At 59.6% G+C, this 15,620-nt stretch carries 15 protein-coding genes and 2 pseudogenes; 11 read left to right on the forward strand and 6 right to left on the reverse strand.

What is annotated here, in order from left to right; translation table 11 throughout:
* Positions 1-47 precede the first annotated feature (47 nt).
* Positions 48-656 (reverse strand): carboxymuconolactone decarboxylase family protein, encoded by a 609-nt coding sequence (locus QMG25_RS13035; protein WP_283460861.1) that lies wholly within the window; start codon positions 654-656, stop codon positions 48-50.
* A gap of 149 nt (positions 657-805) precedes the next feature.
* Here QMG25_RS13035 and QMG25_RS13040 point away from each other — a divergent pair, with 149 nt between their 5' ends.
* The 6 genes and pseudogenes from QMG25_RS13040 (at position 806) to QMG25_RS13065 (ending at position 4,723) form a co-directional block, all read left to right on the forward strand.
* Complete coding sequence (locus QMG25_RS13040; RefSeq protein WP_283460863.1) at positions 806-1,510, forward strand: hypothetical protein; 705 nt, start codon at positions 806-808, stop codon at positions 1,508-1,510.
* Between the two features lie 248 nt (positions 1,511-1,758).
* Positions 1,759-2,154, forward strand: coding sequence for a LexA family protein (locus tag QMG25_RS13045; protein ID WP_283460865.1), 396 nt, complete (start codon positions 1,759-1,761; stop codon positions 2,152-2,154).
* Positions 2,147-2,662 (forward strand): NUDIX domain-containing protein, encoded by a 516-nt coding sequence (locus QMG25_RS13050; protein WP_283460867.1) that lies wholly within the window; start codon positions 2,147-2,149, stop codon positions 2,660-2,662. Before QMG25_RS13045 ends, QMG25_RS13050 begins: the two co-directional genes overlap by 8 nt.
* 7 nt (positions 2,663-2,669) lie before the next feature.
* A pseudogene (locus QMG25_RS13055) lies at positions 2,670-2,867 on the forward strand (Y-family DNA polymerase); the annotation flags it as partial.
* A gap of 666 nt (positions 2,868-3,533) precedes the next feature.
* Positions 3,534-4,073 carry a hypothetical protein gene (locus QMG25_RS13060; protein ID WP_283460869.1) on the forward strand — a complete coding sequence of 180 codons (540 nt, stop codon included), beginning with the start codon at positions 3,534-3,536 and terminating at the stop codon, positions 4,071-4,073.
* Between the two features lie 113 nt (positions 4,074-4,186).
* On the forward strand, positions 4,187-4,723 hold the full coding sequence (locus QMG25_RS13065) for a hypothetical protein (protein WP_283460871.1): 537 nt from the start codon (positions 4,187-4,189) through the stop codon (positions 4,721-4,723).
* Positions 4,724-4,831: 108 nt separating this feature from the next.
* Here the strand turns inward: QMG25_RS13065 and QMG25_RS13070 are convergent, their stop codons facing one another.
* From QMG25_RS13070 to QMG25_RS13080, 3 genes are all read right to left on the reverse strand, one after another.
* On the reverse strand, positions 4,832-5,248 hold the full coding sequence (locus tag QMG25_RS13070) for a recombinase family protein (RefSeq protein ID WP_502866400.1): 417 nt from the start codon (positions 5,246-5,248) through the stop codon (positions 4,832-4,834).
* Positions 5,249-5,503: 255 nt separating this feature from the next.
* Positions 5,504-6,328 carry a site-specific integrase gene (locus tag QMG25_RS13075; protein ID WP_283460872.1) on the reverse strand — a complete coding sequence of 275 codons (825 nt, stop codon included), beginning with the start codon at positions 6,326-6,328 and terminating at the stop codon, positions 5,504-5,506.
* Between the two features lie 767 nt (positions 6,329-7,095).
* Entirely contained in the window at positions 7,096-7,266 is a 171-nt protein-coding gene (locus QMG25_RS13080) for a hypothetical protein (protein WP_283460874.1), read from the reverse strand.
* Between the two features lie 498 nt (positions 7,267-7,764).
* Between QMG25_RS13080 and QMG25_RS13085 the strand changes: the two genes are divergently transcribed.
* The 4 genes and pseudogenes from QMG25_RS13085 to QMG25_RS13100 form a co-directional block, all read left to right on the forward strand.
* A complete protein-coding gene (locus QMG25_RS13085; protein WP_283460876.1) occupies positions 7,765-8,805 on the forward strand; it encodes a tyrosine-type recombinase/integrase in 1,041 nt (346 codons plus the stop codon).
* Positions 8,806-8,823: 18 nt separating this feature from the next.
* On the forward strand, positions 8,824-9,027 hold the full coding sequence (locus tag QMG25_RS13090; RefSeq protein ID WP_283460878.1) for a hypothetical protein: 204 nt from the start codon (positions 8,824-8,826) through the stop codon (positions 9,025-9,027).
* Complete coding sequence (locus tag QMG25_RS13095) at positions 9,024-11,540, forward strand: tyrosine-type recombinase/integrase (protein ID WP_283460880.1); 2,517 nt, start codon at positions 9,024-9,026, stop codon at positions 11,538-11,540. The genes QMG25_RS13090 and QMG25_RS13095 overlap by 4 nt, the downstream gene beginning before the upstream one ends.
* 46 nt (positions 11,541-11,586) lie before the next feature.
* Positions 11,587-12,402 (forward strand): annotated as a pseudogene (locus QMG25_RS13100) (IS110 family RNA-guided transposase); the annotation flags it as partial.
* Positions 12,403-13,554: 1,152 nt separating this feature from the next.
* Here QMG25_RS13100 and QMG25_RS13105 read toward each other — a convergent pair.
* The gene (locus QMG25_RS13105) at positions 13,555-13,902 is read right to left on the reverse strand and encodes a helix-turn-helix domain-containing protein (RefSeq protein ID WP_283460882.1); all 348 of its coding nucleotides are present in this window, start codon (positions 13,900-13,902) and stop codon (positions 13,555-13,557) included.
* Complete coding sequence (locus tag QMG25_RS13110; protein WP_283460884.1) at positions 13,899-15,023, reverse strand: tyrosine-type recombinase/integrase; 1,125 nt, start codon at positions 15,021-15,023, stop codon at positions 13,899-13,901. Before QMG25_RS13110 ends, QMG25_RS13105 begins: the two co-directional genes overlap by 4 nt.
* A 166-nt stretch (positions 15,024-15,189) precedes the next feature.
* Here QMG25_RS13110 and QMG25_RS13115 point away from each other — a divergent pair, with 166 nt between their 5' ends.
* Positions 15,190-15,504 carry a Y-family DNA polymerase gene (locus tag QMG25_RS13115; protein ID WP_349307141.1) on the forward strand — a complete coding sequence of 105 codons (315 nt, stop codon included), beginning with the start codon at positions 15,190-15,192 and terminating at the stop codon, positions 15,502-15,504.
* Positions 15,505-15,620: the final 116 nt, after the last annotated feature.

Below are 15,620 nucleotides of genomic sequence, written 5' to 3' on the forward strand. Positions count from 1 at the left end.
CCCGGACGTGCCGGTACCGCAGTGTCCTGGTCAAGGCATCTGGCGCCTCAGTTGTGGCCCCAATCGTCAGCATTGGCGGAATTATTGGGGGAAAGGCCGATGATATCGCCTTGTGTTGAACAGCCCAGTCCCAGAACAGTGCGGTTGGCATAGGCAAAGTAGGCGGTGACCTGATTGATCTCCAGAATCCCACCATCGTCCCAGCCAGCCTCGCGCAACAACTGAACATCCGACTCGACCATGTCGGCGGGGGACTGGGTCAACTTACGCGCGTAGACCATCGCCGCTTGTTGTGCCGGATCGAGCGGTGCGGCTGTGGGATCTCCTGCCTCGATGGCGCTGCGGATTGCCTGTGCCCGTGTGTCGTCTCGCAGCATGCGTTTCATCCCGGCGAAGTGGTGTTCAACGCAGTAGGTGCATTTGTTGAGTGCCGATACCCATATGCCGAGAGTCTCAAGAAACCACTTCGGCGTCGTGTTATCCCGGTGATGCAGCACATTCTTGTAGAGCGCCATGTGCCCTTCCATCGTGTGGGGGCGCAGGGAGTGCATCATCATAATATTGTCCACGTTGCCGCCGGGGCCGGTGATGCGGGCGTAGAGCTGTTTCAACTTATCGGTTGCGGCGTCGAAGGAGATGGTTTCAATCCAGGGCATGGTGCACTCCTTAATCGTTTCCAGCCACTTTGGCAGGAGACGCTGAAGCGCGAGTGTAGCAGCCGCCGTCGACAGGGTGTCCGTATTCGCGCTCAGTCGAGGGCCTCCTATGCAGGTTCCCGTGTTTGGGCCATGGTCAGGGTATGAGAATGGCTGGAATCCTCCCCGAAGATGCCCCGGACCCTCGTGTTGAGCAGGCCGAGCAGCTGAAATTCATGCCCATCCCGGTCATGGGGCTCGTTCCTCAGCCCTCGTTGGAGGACGCGGATTCCATCGGTTTGGCATATGGCCAGGACAATCGTGGGTACAGCGACATGAGTGTGAGTGTCACCTATGCGCTCTGGCGCAACCCCAATGACCGCTCCGATCCGATCAACCTCGCAGAACTCAGTGAGGAGATGCGGAGGGCTATCGAGCTTGTTCCGCCATGGCCGCGGCCCGCGTGGCTGGTCGAAGGGGTGGAGCGGATGCGCTACCCCCAGCTGTGGGAGGCCGTGCGAACCACCTGGCACCGTGACCCGTCCGAGCTTTCTTCAGTCCACAGATTGCTGGTCGATCACGTCAACCACATTCTTATGAACCAATACCGGGAAGAGCTGGGGCTGACTGGCAACCCTTGGGACCAATCCGCACCCACCGTGACCGAGCGAATGGTCAAGGGCCAGCTCAGTGTCCTTGTCAATGGAGTCCAGGTGCCCGGAGCGGAGGTCGATACAAACCCGTTCGTTTACGGTGTTGGTGCAGAATTGCCGGGCGGCGGCGTCGTGACCGCAGTGCTTCCACGGGCAGAGCTCAAGCACATCCAGATCCAGTTCACAACGCGGAGATGGCTGTCACGCACCGGCGCGCCTTGACTGAAAAATCGCGGAGCGTTTGCCAGCGGTATGGGAGTCGGTTGTCAGCTCGTTCAGGACCGATGCACGGTGAAGATGAAGTTTAGAAGCTGGAATGATGGCCACACTGAAACTGCAGTGCTTGATTGATCACCCCGCAGGCATGGAAAGGTGACCGGCATTGCTGGCACGCCAAGGAGTGGATCGAGGCCTGCGATGGTACGCTTGTGTTTCGAATCTTTGTTCTAGTCGGTGGTGTGGTGTTTGGTATGGACCTCGTATCACCGGCGCAGCCCAACACGGCTCCCAGCGGTTTCCCTTCCCCGGCCCAGGACTATTTTCACGGCGGGATCGACCTGAACAAGCACCTGATCAGGGACCGCACGTGCACGTTCGTCATGCGCGTCTCGGGCGACTCCATGGCCGGCGCCGGCATTGCCGACGGCGATGAAATCATTGTGGACCGCTCCCTCACCCCGCGCGACGGCTCGGTGGTGGTGGTCATCGTCGAGGATGAGCTGCTCATCCGTCGCCTGGTGATGCACGACGGCGCCCCCTCCTTGGCCACGCATCCCGCCGATGCGCCGTCCCCGACTGCCGCGGCTGTGCAGGCCGGGGAACTTGCCGTGTGGGGCGTTGTCACCCGATGCCTGCATCATGTCTAGGGACTTTTCCGCCAAGCGGGACTTTTCGGCACTGGTCCCTGTCAGCTATGTCATCTTCCGGCGGCGCGGATCTGTCCTGCTGCAACTTCGCGAGGGAACCGGGTATCTGGACGGCCACTGGGCCACAGCAGCAGCCGGCCACGTTGAGCCGGGCGAATCCGTGCAGGCAGCGGCGCGCCGCGAGGCCGCGGAAGAACTTGGTGTTGTCATTGCCGCCGAAGAGCTTGTTCCGTTGACGGTGATGCACCGGGCGGCCCGGCCCGGTGAGGCCGCAGGTGGCAGGGTGGACTTTTTCTTCAGCTGTGAGTCTTGGACGGGCAGTCCCCGCATCATGGAGCCAAGCAAGGCTGCAGGTCTCGCGTGGTTCTGCTTGGCGGACCTGCCCGAGGCTGTGGTGCCCCACGAGCGGTACGTCCTCGAGCGGTTGGCTGCCGGGCTGCCAGCATTCCTTGGCTACGGTCTCGAAAGCTACGGCTTCGAATCCGGTGCGGCCGGCGAGCATGGCTGAAGCAGCCATGGGCAGCTCCCACATCGCCCTGGTGGACGTCAACAACTTCTATGTCTCGTGCGAGCGGGTGTTTGACCCGGCACTGGAAGGCCGTCCCGTCGTCGTGCTGTCCAACAACGACGGCTGTGTGGTGGCGCGCTCGCAGGAGGCCAAGGATTTGGGCATTGCCACGGGTGCTCCGTGGTTTCAGCTCCGGGCCCAAGCGAAGACTTTATAGGTAACCCGCGGTATTCGTTTTCGCGTTATTCCCCCACTGCAATGACCAACAAGCAAGCGCAGAGCCCTGACGAACACAGCCATTTAGCCATCCATGGTTACACTAACCACCGGCAGCGCCTTCCAATACTGGAAGGCGCATCAGCTTCTCTGCGCAACCAAACAGCAGGGCCTCCAGCACACTATGGACGCACTGCGGCGCCGAATGGAAACGAGTCGGCCAAATAGACAGACACCCCAGGGCAGCACAATTTCTTCAGCCAAACCAGGTGTCTGGGTCACCCGGTGAAAGGCTGTGGATGGTTTCAAATCGTGTGTCGTATTGCGCCCGGTCACCGCGCATTTTTGCTGGGTATACGCGAATCGACGGGCCGCGGGAACTCGCCGATGGCTGTTATTTTCCGATGGCGCCTGAACTGATCGTCCAAAGTCGTCTGCATTGCCGGGCTCCGTGTCCATATTGGGGAACGTCTTGCATGGCATTTCGCCATCCCGAATGACCATGGCGAGCTCAATCGGTCGTTACAAGGCTCAATTTTCCAGGTTCAGGATCGAGCTCCCCGTCCCCTTGACTTAAGGCACTGCTACGGAGGAATGTTTCTGTTATGTAGCAGCCAGCTTCGAAAAACTTGGTGAGCTAGATTGGGGAGTAAAGATGTTTAGTTTCAAGCGATCAACAGTGACCACGATGGCTGTGGTAGTCCTGCTTATAATCGGTGTTTCCGGTACTTCACAAGCAGCTTCGGCCGCGGTTCCCTTTGGTAATAGTGCGCAAACGTCCTCAGCATCGGCGGCGGCGACTGATCTGCCGCCAATTGCGATTCCCATGGTCGCCGTCCCACACGAGAGCACGAAGACTGGAGCGCAGCCCAACGTTGTGATTCCTGGCAACTGCGGCACCGCGTTCTTGTATCCGAGTAATGCCGGGCATTATATCCATTATGATTTCGGATATGAGTACCTCAACAACGGTCCAATCTATGTCACCGCCCACGTCGGAGCAACGAATGAAGACAATGGCTATGCTGATGTAAATAGCTTCAGTGAAGCGTCGTTTTCAAGTTCGTGGGAGAAGCAGGGCAGCCTCTACACGGGCAACGGAGTGAACGTAGTTTCTGCATATATCTACGTGACCGGATTTCTTCGCGATTGCGTGAGCTCCCCGAACCTTTACCAAGTGGTGTATGTCTATTGAGCCACCATTTAGCAGGTAGGACAGTTCCGACAGGCGACAGAAAAGTGTGGTCGCGTTCTGGAATTCCGCCTTACCTTGCAGGAGTTCCAGAACGCTGAGAGGCTGGTGGACGGATGCGAAAAGTAACCAACTTACACGGTTTTGACCCCTCCAAGAACTTCTTCTCATTGCCCTTGGCTCAGGCCAGAGAGATCGCTTCGCGAGTGGTGGTTCCTGTGGTGGCTCAGGCCGCCGAGACGGGCGAGCTATTGAATGTCAGGGGGCATGAGGTTCTTCGCGACGCCCTCGCGGGCGAGTTCCCTAGCCTCTCGGCGGATGGGCTTTTCAGCCTCGCCGAGGAGGTGGCCGGGACTGCCTGCATGATCGCTACTGTCGAGTGGCGCAAGGCGGGCTACAGGCCGGGGGACAGCCCGACAGTCGGGCTGTCCGCACTTGCAGGTGCATTGCTGATCCACCTGTACGCGTCCCCCGAGTCTCTGCCCGCCCAGCTCTGTGTCGCCACGTGGGATGAACATGCAACGCTCTACAAGCATTCCAATTACCGGCCACCGCACCCCACGAAGGATGCGATGCGGCAGTGGGCTCAACTGGGTAGAGAACATCAACAATCCATGTACGAATATTGGCAGGCACTGCAAGCCAACCCTTGAAAAGCACTATGCAGAGACGTCCTGCGACTCGCCGAACAATGCGCGTGTTGCTGGAAGTTTCGTTTCCGAAGCTGACAGCACGCGCATCAGAAGTCACCTCCACGGCCACTATCTCGGGTTCAGGAGCTTCGTCCCATCACTACGGAGTTCGCCCGTGGGCGAGATGTGCCGGTAGAGGGTTTGGCGGGTAATGCCGAGTTCCGTGCACAGATCACCAACCATGGTTTGGGTTTGGCTCACAGCGGCCACCGCCAGACAGACCTTTCCCGGTGTCATCTTGTGGGGGCAGCCGCCTTTCCGGCCACGGGCACGTGCGGCAGCAAGGCCTGTGATGGTTCGTTCGGAGATGAGGGCTCGCTCGGAATCGGCCAGGGCGGCGAAGTTCTCGAGTGCGAGTTTGCCTGAGGCGGTGGTGGTGTCGATGGCCGCGCCCTCCCCGGTGAGGACCTTGAGCCCGATACCGCGTCCGGTGAGGTCGTGAACAGTGTTCACCAAATGGCGCAGGTCCCGACCCAGATTCCACACCAACAGGGTGCCACCGGCTTACGGGACTGTAGCGTATTGAATCCGACATATCGCAGCTCCCTGGGTCTGCCGCCTAGTCGGTGCCCTTGCGCGGCCGTGCAATGTTCTGCCGGTGATTGTGAGCAGTGCTAGCGCCGAAATCGTTTCAGTCGGTTATCCGCCTAGATTTTCGGTAGGTCTGTGATTCGTCGCAGAATCCATGTGTGTGTCGTGGCCGCTGCTTGATTGGTTGTTGCTTCCACCTCAGTTTCCTCCCTAAGTTAGTGTTTCGATACTTCCTGTGATTGGAGCGTCCTCTGGATTTGGGTTGTGCGGGCTAGTTATCAGTCCTGCATATCTGGCATTGCTGGCGGAGACGGCGTTTGACCACCGAATAGCAGCCGAAATTTCAAGGCCCGTAAGACGAGCAAGAATGACCGGTGGAAGTTGCCCAGACAATGAGGCAAGGGCCCCTGCTCGCGCGTGGCTGGGCAGTATTCCGAGAGACTTGAGCCGCAAAGCTAGCGAAGCCGGTGCCAACGGATAGCCAGAGCGGGTGCCAGGGATCAGCCACTTGTGGTCTTCGACGGATCCAAACATGCGCGTTGCCCCTCTCGTTGCCAGTGCGAGAGAAGCGATGTCGCCGACGGCCGCAGGTAACGCCAGCGGTTGACTGCCGAGACTAATGAACACAATGCCGCCCACCATCGAGAAATCCTTGATTTGAAGTTGAACGATGCGGTTGGTACGGATGCCATAAAGAAGTACAAGTGCGGCGGCGAGGCGCGTTCGCGGATCAAGCGAGATCGTTTCAAGGATCATCGTCAGCAAACGCAATCGGTCGGTTTCATCGGCGCCGGCCACGTTAAGCTGGGACCGAGGGATAGCCGGAACAGCCAAACGTGTGCAGTAGTGATTACGTCTCGCCCAGGCAAGAAATGGGTGGATCAGCCTTCTTGAAATTGGGTCTTTGGCGATCCAACGGTCAACATGGCCTTGCGTGGCGCTGGCCAAGGCCTCGCCATGTTTACTAACCCATTTCAGGAAGTTGATAACGTCTTTGAGTTCACGCCGCCGGCTGTCAGCTTGAACGGTTCGCACCTGGGATTCCTGCTGGCGTAGGACCCGCAGGTGCCGCCATCTGGCAAATTGGATGAATGCATGACGTTCTCGCAGTACAGGAATTGTGTCTGCCGCACGAGCAATCCATGTCTCAAACCGGGCGAGAATCTCATCGCGTTGGGGGAGTAGCCCGTACTCCACCAGAAATGCACGAACTGCCCTCGTTTTTGCCTCAGTCCCGGCCTCATCGACGGCGGCATGATCGAGCTGTCCTGTTGCGCTCAGAAGGCGCTGCAACAATGCGACCGTCGTTTTGTACCGAAAGGTGCTCAGTACTCGTTCCGGATCAGCTTTTAGGCATGCGGTGCGTAGTGGCCCTATCCGCGGGTCTGAATCAATGAGGGGTTGAGGGAACAGTAGGTTGATCTTATCGTCGGCCTCGCATCGGTCGCACAGCCGCGACTGGCGGAGATGTTCATGGTGTCCACAGCGTCGGCAACCACGGAACGAGGCTGGCTGCCGGGGGTAGCACGTGGGGCAGTAGGGCGAGTTGTTGACCCTGCCGTTGACGATGAGGTCTTTGCGGCATTGCGTGCAGGTCTCGATGATTGGATCGACGCAGGACCAACACATAGCTTGGCCATCTTCCATTCGGCGTCTGATGAGACGTATCTGGCCGCATGTCAGGCAGGGTTCCCGTCGATTCGCGCACTGTTCACAAATCGCCTTCGTTGTTCCTTTGAAACGGCATTTTCGTTCGTTGCCGCACACCTGGCAGTAGTCATATTTCTGGGTGCTGCGGCAAGTTAGGCATATTGCCATTTCGCTTCCGGCAAAGCGGCACGGGGCTTCCTTTGCGCAAATGGTGCAAAGGCCGGTCCGGACGTTTGTTCTGCATATGCTGCAAACTGGCCCTTCAGGCGTTCGTGCTGCAATGAGGCGGTGGTGACCGCACAATGAACAATCTGCGGATTCATCAGCTAGACAATATGAGTATGGGCCGGGGCCTTCTGTTTCACGGCTTCCGTGGGTTGCCAGTGACAAGCCTCTTGGCTTTCGGCCTTGATGGGCGTTGCATTGGTAGTGCCATATGTGATCTTTTTAGGAGGTCCCGGTCATGTTTCATCATACGTTTATTGGGCTTGATGTTCACGCGGTTTCTGTTGTTGGCTGCGCCTTGAATCCTGATACTGGTGAGTTGGTGAAGACGTCCATGGATGCGGATCCGGCGGTGGTGCTGGAATGGATCCAACGCTTTGAGGCGCCGGTGAGAGCTGTGTATGAATCCGGCCCCACCGGGTACGTGTTGGCCCGGTTCTTGCGGGAGGCCGGCATTGACTGCGTGATTGCGGCCTCCTCGAAACTGCTGCGGGCACCGGGCGACAAGATTAAGACGGACGTGTTAACCGAACTACCCAAGTCCAGCGGGGGAAACCATAGCCGGTGCCACGGTGCATCAGCTAGGTTCTGTTCCCATGGACAACGAAGAGAGCATCCCACAGGATCTGGCCGCGCTGGAGGTGGCTCTGGCGGGTTCCCTGGTTGCGACCGGCGAACCCTTCGAACCGTATCGGCTGGTTGACGCGTCAGGGAGGAGCGTTGGGTCGGTGGCGGTCTACCTCGCCGAGTTGCTGGCCTGCGGCCGGTCGGTTAAGACGCTGCGCTCCTACGGCATGGACCTGTTGCGGTGGTTTCGGTTCTTGGCTGCATTCGAGGTGGAGTGGGACCAGGCGACCCGGGTCGAGGCGCGTGACTTCTGCCGGTGGTTGCAGGTTGCCCGGAAACCGGTGCGGCCGCATTGGCGGTATCCCGAGGGCGGCGGCCCCGCTTCCGAGGAGACGCATGAAACTGAAATGGCGGATCCAGGGCCGGGCACGGTGCCGGACGCCGACCGGTACGCCGCAGTGACGGTTGCGCATTGCGAGAGCGTGTTACGCAGCTTCTATGACTTCCATCTGGAGGCGGGCTCCGGGCCGATGCTCAACCCCTTTCCGCTGGCGCGGGCCCGGGCAGGTTCCAGGGCCCGAGTGAAGCACAACCACGACGAAGGATTTGGCGGCAAGCGCGGGGGCCGGTATCGGCCCAAGGTGGTGACCCGGGCGCCACGGGCGATCCCCGATAGGCAATTCGACCAGTTGTTTGCCAAGCTGGGTTCCCATAGGGATCGGGCTTTGGTGGCGTTTTGGGTCTCGACCGGCGCCCGTGCCTCGGAATTGCTGGGTGCCACGGTGGCTGACGCCGATCCCGGGCAGCAGCTGATGACCGTGATCCGCAAGGGCACCGGCGCGCTGCAGCCCTTGCCGGCGGCACCGGACGCCTTTGTTTGGTTGCGCCTTTATCAGGTGCAAGTGCAGGGCCTGGTGCCGGCGGGCCGGGATGAACCGTTGTGGTGGACGTTGCGTCGTCCGTTCAGGGCCTTGACCTATGACGCGGCGCGGGCGATGTTTGACCGGGCGAATACAGCGTTGGGCACGCATTGGTCGTTGCACGACCTTCGACACACGGCCGCGTACTGAATGGCACGGGACCCGCAGATGCCACTGACAGATGTGCAATGGGTACTCGGCCACGCGTATTTATCGACCACCCAGCGCTATCTAAACCCGGTGACCGAGGAGGTGATAGCCGGTGTGTTGGCCTTCCACGCCCGGCAGCGCCTGCGGGATCCCGGCCCCACTCCCGCCCCGGATTACCGGCCCGAGAGCATGCAGATCCTCTTCGGAAAGGGCCCCTCATGACCACCAACGACCAGCTGACCGGCACACCGGCGGAGGGCATCACGGCTGCGGACCAAACCGTGGCAGGCAGGATGGTGGCGCAAACCGGTGCGCAGTTAAGGGCAGGGTTCCCCGCCCGCGAGCTCGAGGCCGCGTGGCCTTCGACATGCCAGGACCGCGCTGCGGTGCTTGAACGGGTCTTTGCGGCCCCGTTCAGGTTGGAAAACCCCAGCAGCCAGCGACCACGGAACGCTGGGGTGCAGTCGGTGCTGGGTTGGCTCTCGTCGTTCCCTGGCGAGACTTGGCAGCAGCGGTGGCAGGCCAGCGGGGCCGAGGCCTCCTTGGACTGGCGGGACCTGTTCAGCGAGGATTCCACCAATCGGTGGCCGGCCGGTTCCCCGGCACCGCATCCAAGTCTTGGGTTGTTGGTCCTGATGTGTGCCGACGTGATCCGGCCAAGTCTTGGTTGGATCTTGCGTTTCGCCCCGGTCCGTCGATCGTTAGCCAGCGAGATGGCTCGTACGCGTGATAGACAGGCGTTTTCTGCCATGAACCGCACCTGCGTCGACGAAGAAGTCGGACTGCAATCCGGCCAGCAGGCACTGACCCATATTGCCGTGCTCATGGCGGCAAAGGGAGGGCTTGTTGCCAACGTTGAAGTCGGCGATTGCGTTGAGCTGCTGGAGATCACGGCTGAACTCCCCACGCGTACCAACGGTTTCATTCGCAGCCCGCTGTTCTATCAGCTGCTGCGCTGGCATGGTGTCTTGGGCCAGGAAGCACCCGCCGCGATTGAAATGTTCTCCGGCAACGGACAGCCCACCTGCGAACAACTGATCGACCGCTACAACCTCAAGTGCCGGCCGGTGAGGGACGTGCTCGTGGATTACTTGCGTGAACGCCAGATCGCCATGGACTTCTCATCATTGCAACGTACGGCCTATTTGGTGGGCAAGTTGTTCTGGGCCGACCTCGAATCCCATCACCCCGGGATCGATTCGCTGAAGCTCCCACGCGACGTCGCGGCTTCCTGGAAGAAGCGGGTCATGACCCGTACCCGCACCAGTACCTCCCCCAACGGCCAACAAGTGCAGCGGACCACGGAACGGCTAGATGGCCGCAGCGTACTATCGGCGGTGCGCGTCTTCTACCTGGACCTGGCCGAGTGGGCCGATGAAGACCCTGCACGGTGGGGCCCGTGGGCGGTGCGTTGCCCGGTCAATGCCACGGATGTCTCCCACAAGAAAACCCGGTTGGCGCGTAAATCCCGGACGGACCAGCGGACCCGCGAACGCCTGCCGGTGTTGCCTGCACTGGTCTCGTGGGTCTACTCCGAACGGGAACGCACCAGCGCGCTGCTCGCCGCCGGCAAACGCACCGACCCCGGCGAACTCTTTACCGCTGAAGGCCAACCAATGCGACGCTCAGTGATGACGACACCGGGTGGGAAGCACATCTGGGCCGAGCCCCCGAACGGAGGAAAAAGAGTTGACCTCATGTATGAAGAGCACCGCGCCTTCTGGACCTGGGCCATGGTTGAGGTACTGCGACACACCGGCATCCGCATCGAGGAACTTTGTGAACTCTCGCACCACAGCCTGATCCAATACCGGCTGCCCGACACCGGTGCACTAATTCCCCTACTGCAGATAGCCCCCTCCAAGTCCGACGCCGAACGAATACTGGTCATCTCACCCGAACTTGCCGATGTCCTTTCCCAGATCGTGTCCCGGATCCGTGCGGGCCAACCCCACGTGCCAGCCGTAGTCTCCTACGACAAGAATGAACGCGTCTTCAACGCGCCCCTGCCGCTGCTGTTTCAATGGCGCCGACGCCTGGAAAACCGGGCCGTCTCCGAAACCGCCCTGCGCCACTACCTCGACCACGCGTTGGACGGGATCGGCATCAAGGACGGTGGCGGGGATCCGATGCGCTACACCTTCCACGATTTCCGCCGACTCTTCATCACCGATGCGATCATGCACGGCATGCCACCACACATCGCCCAGCTGGTCGCCGGCCACCGCGACATCAACACGACCATGGGCTACAACTCCGTTTATCCCGAGGAAGTCATCAAAGGCCACCGGGAATTCATCGCCCGCCGCCGATCCCTACGCCCGGCCCAGGAATACCGCACCCCCACCGATGCCGAGTGGGCCGAGTTCATCGGCCACTTCGAACACCGCAAGGTCGCCGTGGGTGACTGCGGACGCTCCTACGACACACCCTGCATCCACGAGCACAGCTGCCTGCGCTGCCCGCTGCTGCGGCCCGATCCAACGGCCAAGCCACGGTTGATCCAGATCCGCGACAACCTCATCGACCGAATCAAGGAAGCCGAGGCCCACCGCTGGCTCGGGGAAGCCGAGGGTCTGAAAGTCAGCCTCGCCGGAGCCCGAGCAAAATTGACAGAAATGGATCAAATCACCGCACGCCGCACCACGACGACCCAACTCGGAATGCCAACCTTCACCCAAGCTGCCGGCCGGACCAACATCCAACAAAACCGTAACCAGAAAAACCCGCGTTGACACCGGACAGCCTTGAAATTCTTAGTTCGGAGAAGACAAGCGTGATGCCCACGTGCTGGTGGAAATGCTGGCGACAGGATCTGTCACCGAGGTTCGGGTGCCTACGAGGGAGCAAGAGGACTTGCGGGATTTGTCCCGGCTGCGGTCCGTGGCGGCCAGGGATTTGTCCCATGCCCGTCAGCGGTTGAACGCGATTCTGCTCCGGCATGGGCTTCGGTACCCGAAGGACACGAAGTGGACGCAGGAACACGCGGCGTGGCTGCACCGGCAACGTTTTGACTCTCCGGTGCTGCAGTTCACCTACGAATCAGATATTGAGCAAGTTGAGCTGCTGGCCGCTCATTTGAAACGCATTGACCAACACGTCAGCGAGGTCGCCAAGGACTGCCAATACACCCCCGTCGTCGATGCCTTGATGTGCCTGCGCGGCATTCAAGTCACGACCGGGTTTGGGCTTGCCACGGAGATCGGAGACTGGACACGGTTCTCCGGATCTTCCATTGGATCCTATGTCGGTCTGGTGCCCAGCGAGCAGTCTTCAGGCCAATCTCGGCACCAAGGGCCGATCACCAGGGCTGGCAGCAAGTACGCCCGCAAGCTCCTGGTCGAAGCTGCGTGGCAACACAAAAAACCCTATTCCAGGCCCGGAATTCGGCTCGTGAAGCAGCTGGACCTGGTAGACCCGGTGACCCGGATTCGGGCACTGGAAGGCAACCACCGGCTGCACCGTAAATGGGAAGTCTTTGAGGCACGGAAGAAGAAGTCCGTCACAGCCAATGCCGCAATCGCCCGGGAACTTGCCGGCTGGTGTTGGTCCCTCGCCGCACCCCTACAGCAAGGGGAACACATGCATGCGGCCTAACAAACGTGTGATCCGGGTGCATGGAAGCCGTGACGTGGCAGCACCAGGGGCTAACTCAAGATCAAACTATGAACAAACGGGCCACACCGTTAACGCTCGATGCTAGACACTGATACGCCCCAGCCGAACAATCGTCATGCGGTAACCAACCCGCGAATATCAGTCTGACACTGCACAGTCGAATACAAGACTCGCCAGCACAGCACCCACACCCGGATCACACCCAAGAGCGGCCCCCAGCACCAATGCTGGGAGCCGCTCATTACTGCCGCTTGACAAACTTATCCACATATCAGTTTGTTGGTGCATCGTTGGCAGTGCCCTTGCCCATCAGGTTGCCGACGTTCGATGCCGGCCTCTTGCCCGCACCCATCACACGTCGTGAGATGGCCTGCTCGGTAGCATTTTCTGCAGCAGATTAGCCCATCTCGTCGGGAACCGAGCGGTCCGGGCTGTTTGCAGTGTCCGCAAACCGGCTCATCCAGCGGCGCGCCCGCACCGCGAAGTCCGTCATAGAGCCTTCGAAATAGCCGCGAGGACCGAGCCGGATCCATAAACCATGAGTCTCCGAAGTCCTCGCATTCCACCAGTAGTCGGGCCGTTCGATCCCGACCCGCAGAAAGAGCGCCACTTTTCGCAATGGCAATCTCAATGCCCCGTTCTGGAAGGTTGGGGAATCGGGACATCAGATTGCTGACCAACTCTGGCTGTGCGGCGGCCTGTTTGTCTGTCCAGCACTGTTGGCAGTAGCCGCGATTGCCGATGCCAGAGTATCTTCGCTTCGATTGGCCACATCTGACGCATTCAACCGTGGTCCCTCGGTCTCCTTGATGGCAGGAACTGCAAATCAGTGCTCCACCGGTGGAATTTGGTAGGAGGCGCACGAGGTTGCAGTAGTTGCAGCGCGGCCGTTGCAAGGTAGTAGCTCCCTGCTGGGTGAGCGCTGCGATGATTCGTTCGAGGGCGCGGGGCATCTTGGGACTGCCCGACGTCAACAGATCGGGCTCATCTTCTAGAAGGGTTCGCATCCGAAGCGCCGGTGGCTGCGTTCTGATGGAGGCGCTGACGGTGCTGACGATTCGCTCGAGTGCTAAAGCCGGTTCCACCCTTTGAAGGCTTTCGGCTATAGCTTCGATATGATCAGCGCGCATCTTATGGCTGGATCTGTGCTCGTTTTGGGCGCAGGTTCTTTTCCCGCAATACTGACGTGCCGCTCGGCTCTGGACCTCCGTCTGTGGCTGTTGCTTCGGAGTGCGTTGCAGCTGCACCCAACGCGACCCGGCGCACGAGATCATCGGCCGTACAGTCGAGAATATCCATGAGAGCGACCAGAACGTGCATATTGAGTCGTTCGGGTTTCTCTGCAGCCAAACGATAAACCTGGCTCGTAGAGAGGGTGATGCCCCGCTCTTTCAAGAGCGGGATCAGCTTTGTCGTGCTGAACATGCCGGCTGCGGCCATTACCTCCCTTAACCTCCATTCATATCCCAATACATTCATTTGTCGGGCCCTTCTTCTAGTTGGGGACGGACAAGCTGGTCCACTGCCTGCCTCATCATCTTGTTTGCGAAGTCATTGCTGACAGCAGTGTAGATCGCCGTTGTCGATTGGTAAGCATGACCAACTTGTTGCTGGACAAAGGTAGGGTCTATTCCCTCTTCGGCGAGGTGGGTCACATAGCTGTGCCGAAGCGCATGGGGCGAAAGATCCTTGTCTAACCCGAGTTCATCACGGTATGTGGCGAACCGCTCCGACAGTTCACGCGCACGTAGCCGCGTGCCCCGCTCGGACAACCACAACGCATTTGAATTGTCGACTTTCACGAGCGGCCAGACATTCTCGATGTAATCTTGCAGCGCTTCGACCGCCCAGCCACGCAGAGTCACCACAGATCGCCGGTTCGGTGGCCCACGCCGTGAGGCTTTTCCAAGTCTCACCTGCAGCATGCCGAATGTCCCAAATTCTGGCGCGTGCCGATTGCGGTAAAAGTCGGTCGAGTCCAGATTTACTGCTTCGTTAGCCCGCAGTCCCCAGGCATAGACCACTTTCAACAATGTGGCGTCACGATACGCCGGAAGGGCACCCTTCTTACCCGCCTCGAGCCTTCGCCCGACTTCGCCATCTGCATGGTCAAAGAGCATTTGCAGCTCCTCTTTGGTCATCGGGCGTCGACCTGGCAGGCCTTCATAGTCTTGAAGATGACGCGTCGTATTCCAGTCATGGCAGACCTGAATGGGATGCGTACCGAATCGCTCCTCGCACTCCACACTCCAGCCGTAGTGTTCCGAGCAGAGGTAGTCACAAAATCCACGCACTGCATGTTGATAACCACGGATCGTAGACGGCGCCAACTTTCTGACGGATACCAGGTGCATCATCCATTCGTCCATGGTCGAGGCCGTCCATTGCCATGGCCATTCCGAGGTAAAGCCATGGAATCGCTTCACGATTCCAACGACTGAGTCCACGGAATCTTTGCGCAGGTTCCGTCCACCGCGCTGTTGCATCGTCCAGCCCTCCAGCATGGCATTAAAGACGGCGTCCTCTTCTTGAAGGAAAGAGACCCCTGCCGAAAGGTAGAGCGAGGCTGCGCCGTGTGGGACTCCTGGTTGGACCACCATTCCTCCTTCGTTTGATGCACTTATCATGCATTAAACGCGAACTGCTTCCGCAAAGCAAGAGTTTCCCAACGTACACTTGGGCCATCGGGAGTTCTTGGAATGGAACTGCGACGCCTGTAATCGTCCGAAATTCGCATCTGATGCAATTCCGCGCAGAAGGGGTTTGGTGGCACGCTCGAGCAACTATGAGCTGTACGGCGACATGAGTGCCAGGGTCATGGAGGTCGTGGGCCGGTTTGGCAGGTGGCAGGAGGTGTACTCCATTGACGAATCGTTCGTGGGGTTGCTGGGGAACGATGAACAAGTGCAGGCCGCGGGGAGTCGAATCCGAGCGGCAGTGATGCAACACGTGGGAGTGCCGGTGTGCGTGGGTGTGGCCGGGACTACCGGTACAGGCGAGTATTCACGGGTAGCCTATTCGGCCCGATTTATTCGGATACCGCCGTGGGATAAGAAGCGGTGGGCAGCCGCCGCGGTCTAAGCGATAGAACAGTGAGGTTGAAAGCGTCTCATAATCCGAGGTGTGATGTTTGATTAGTTCCGGGAGTGGAATGAGATCGAGAAGAACGAAGCCATGAAAGCCCGGTGCCCGACGCC

The sequence above is a fragment of the Arthrobacter sp. H35-D1 genome (assembly GCF_030063185.1).
Lineage (GTDB): Bacteria > Actinomycetota > Actinomycetes > Actinomycetales > Micrococcaceae > Specibacter.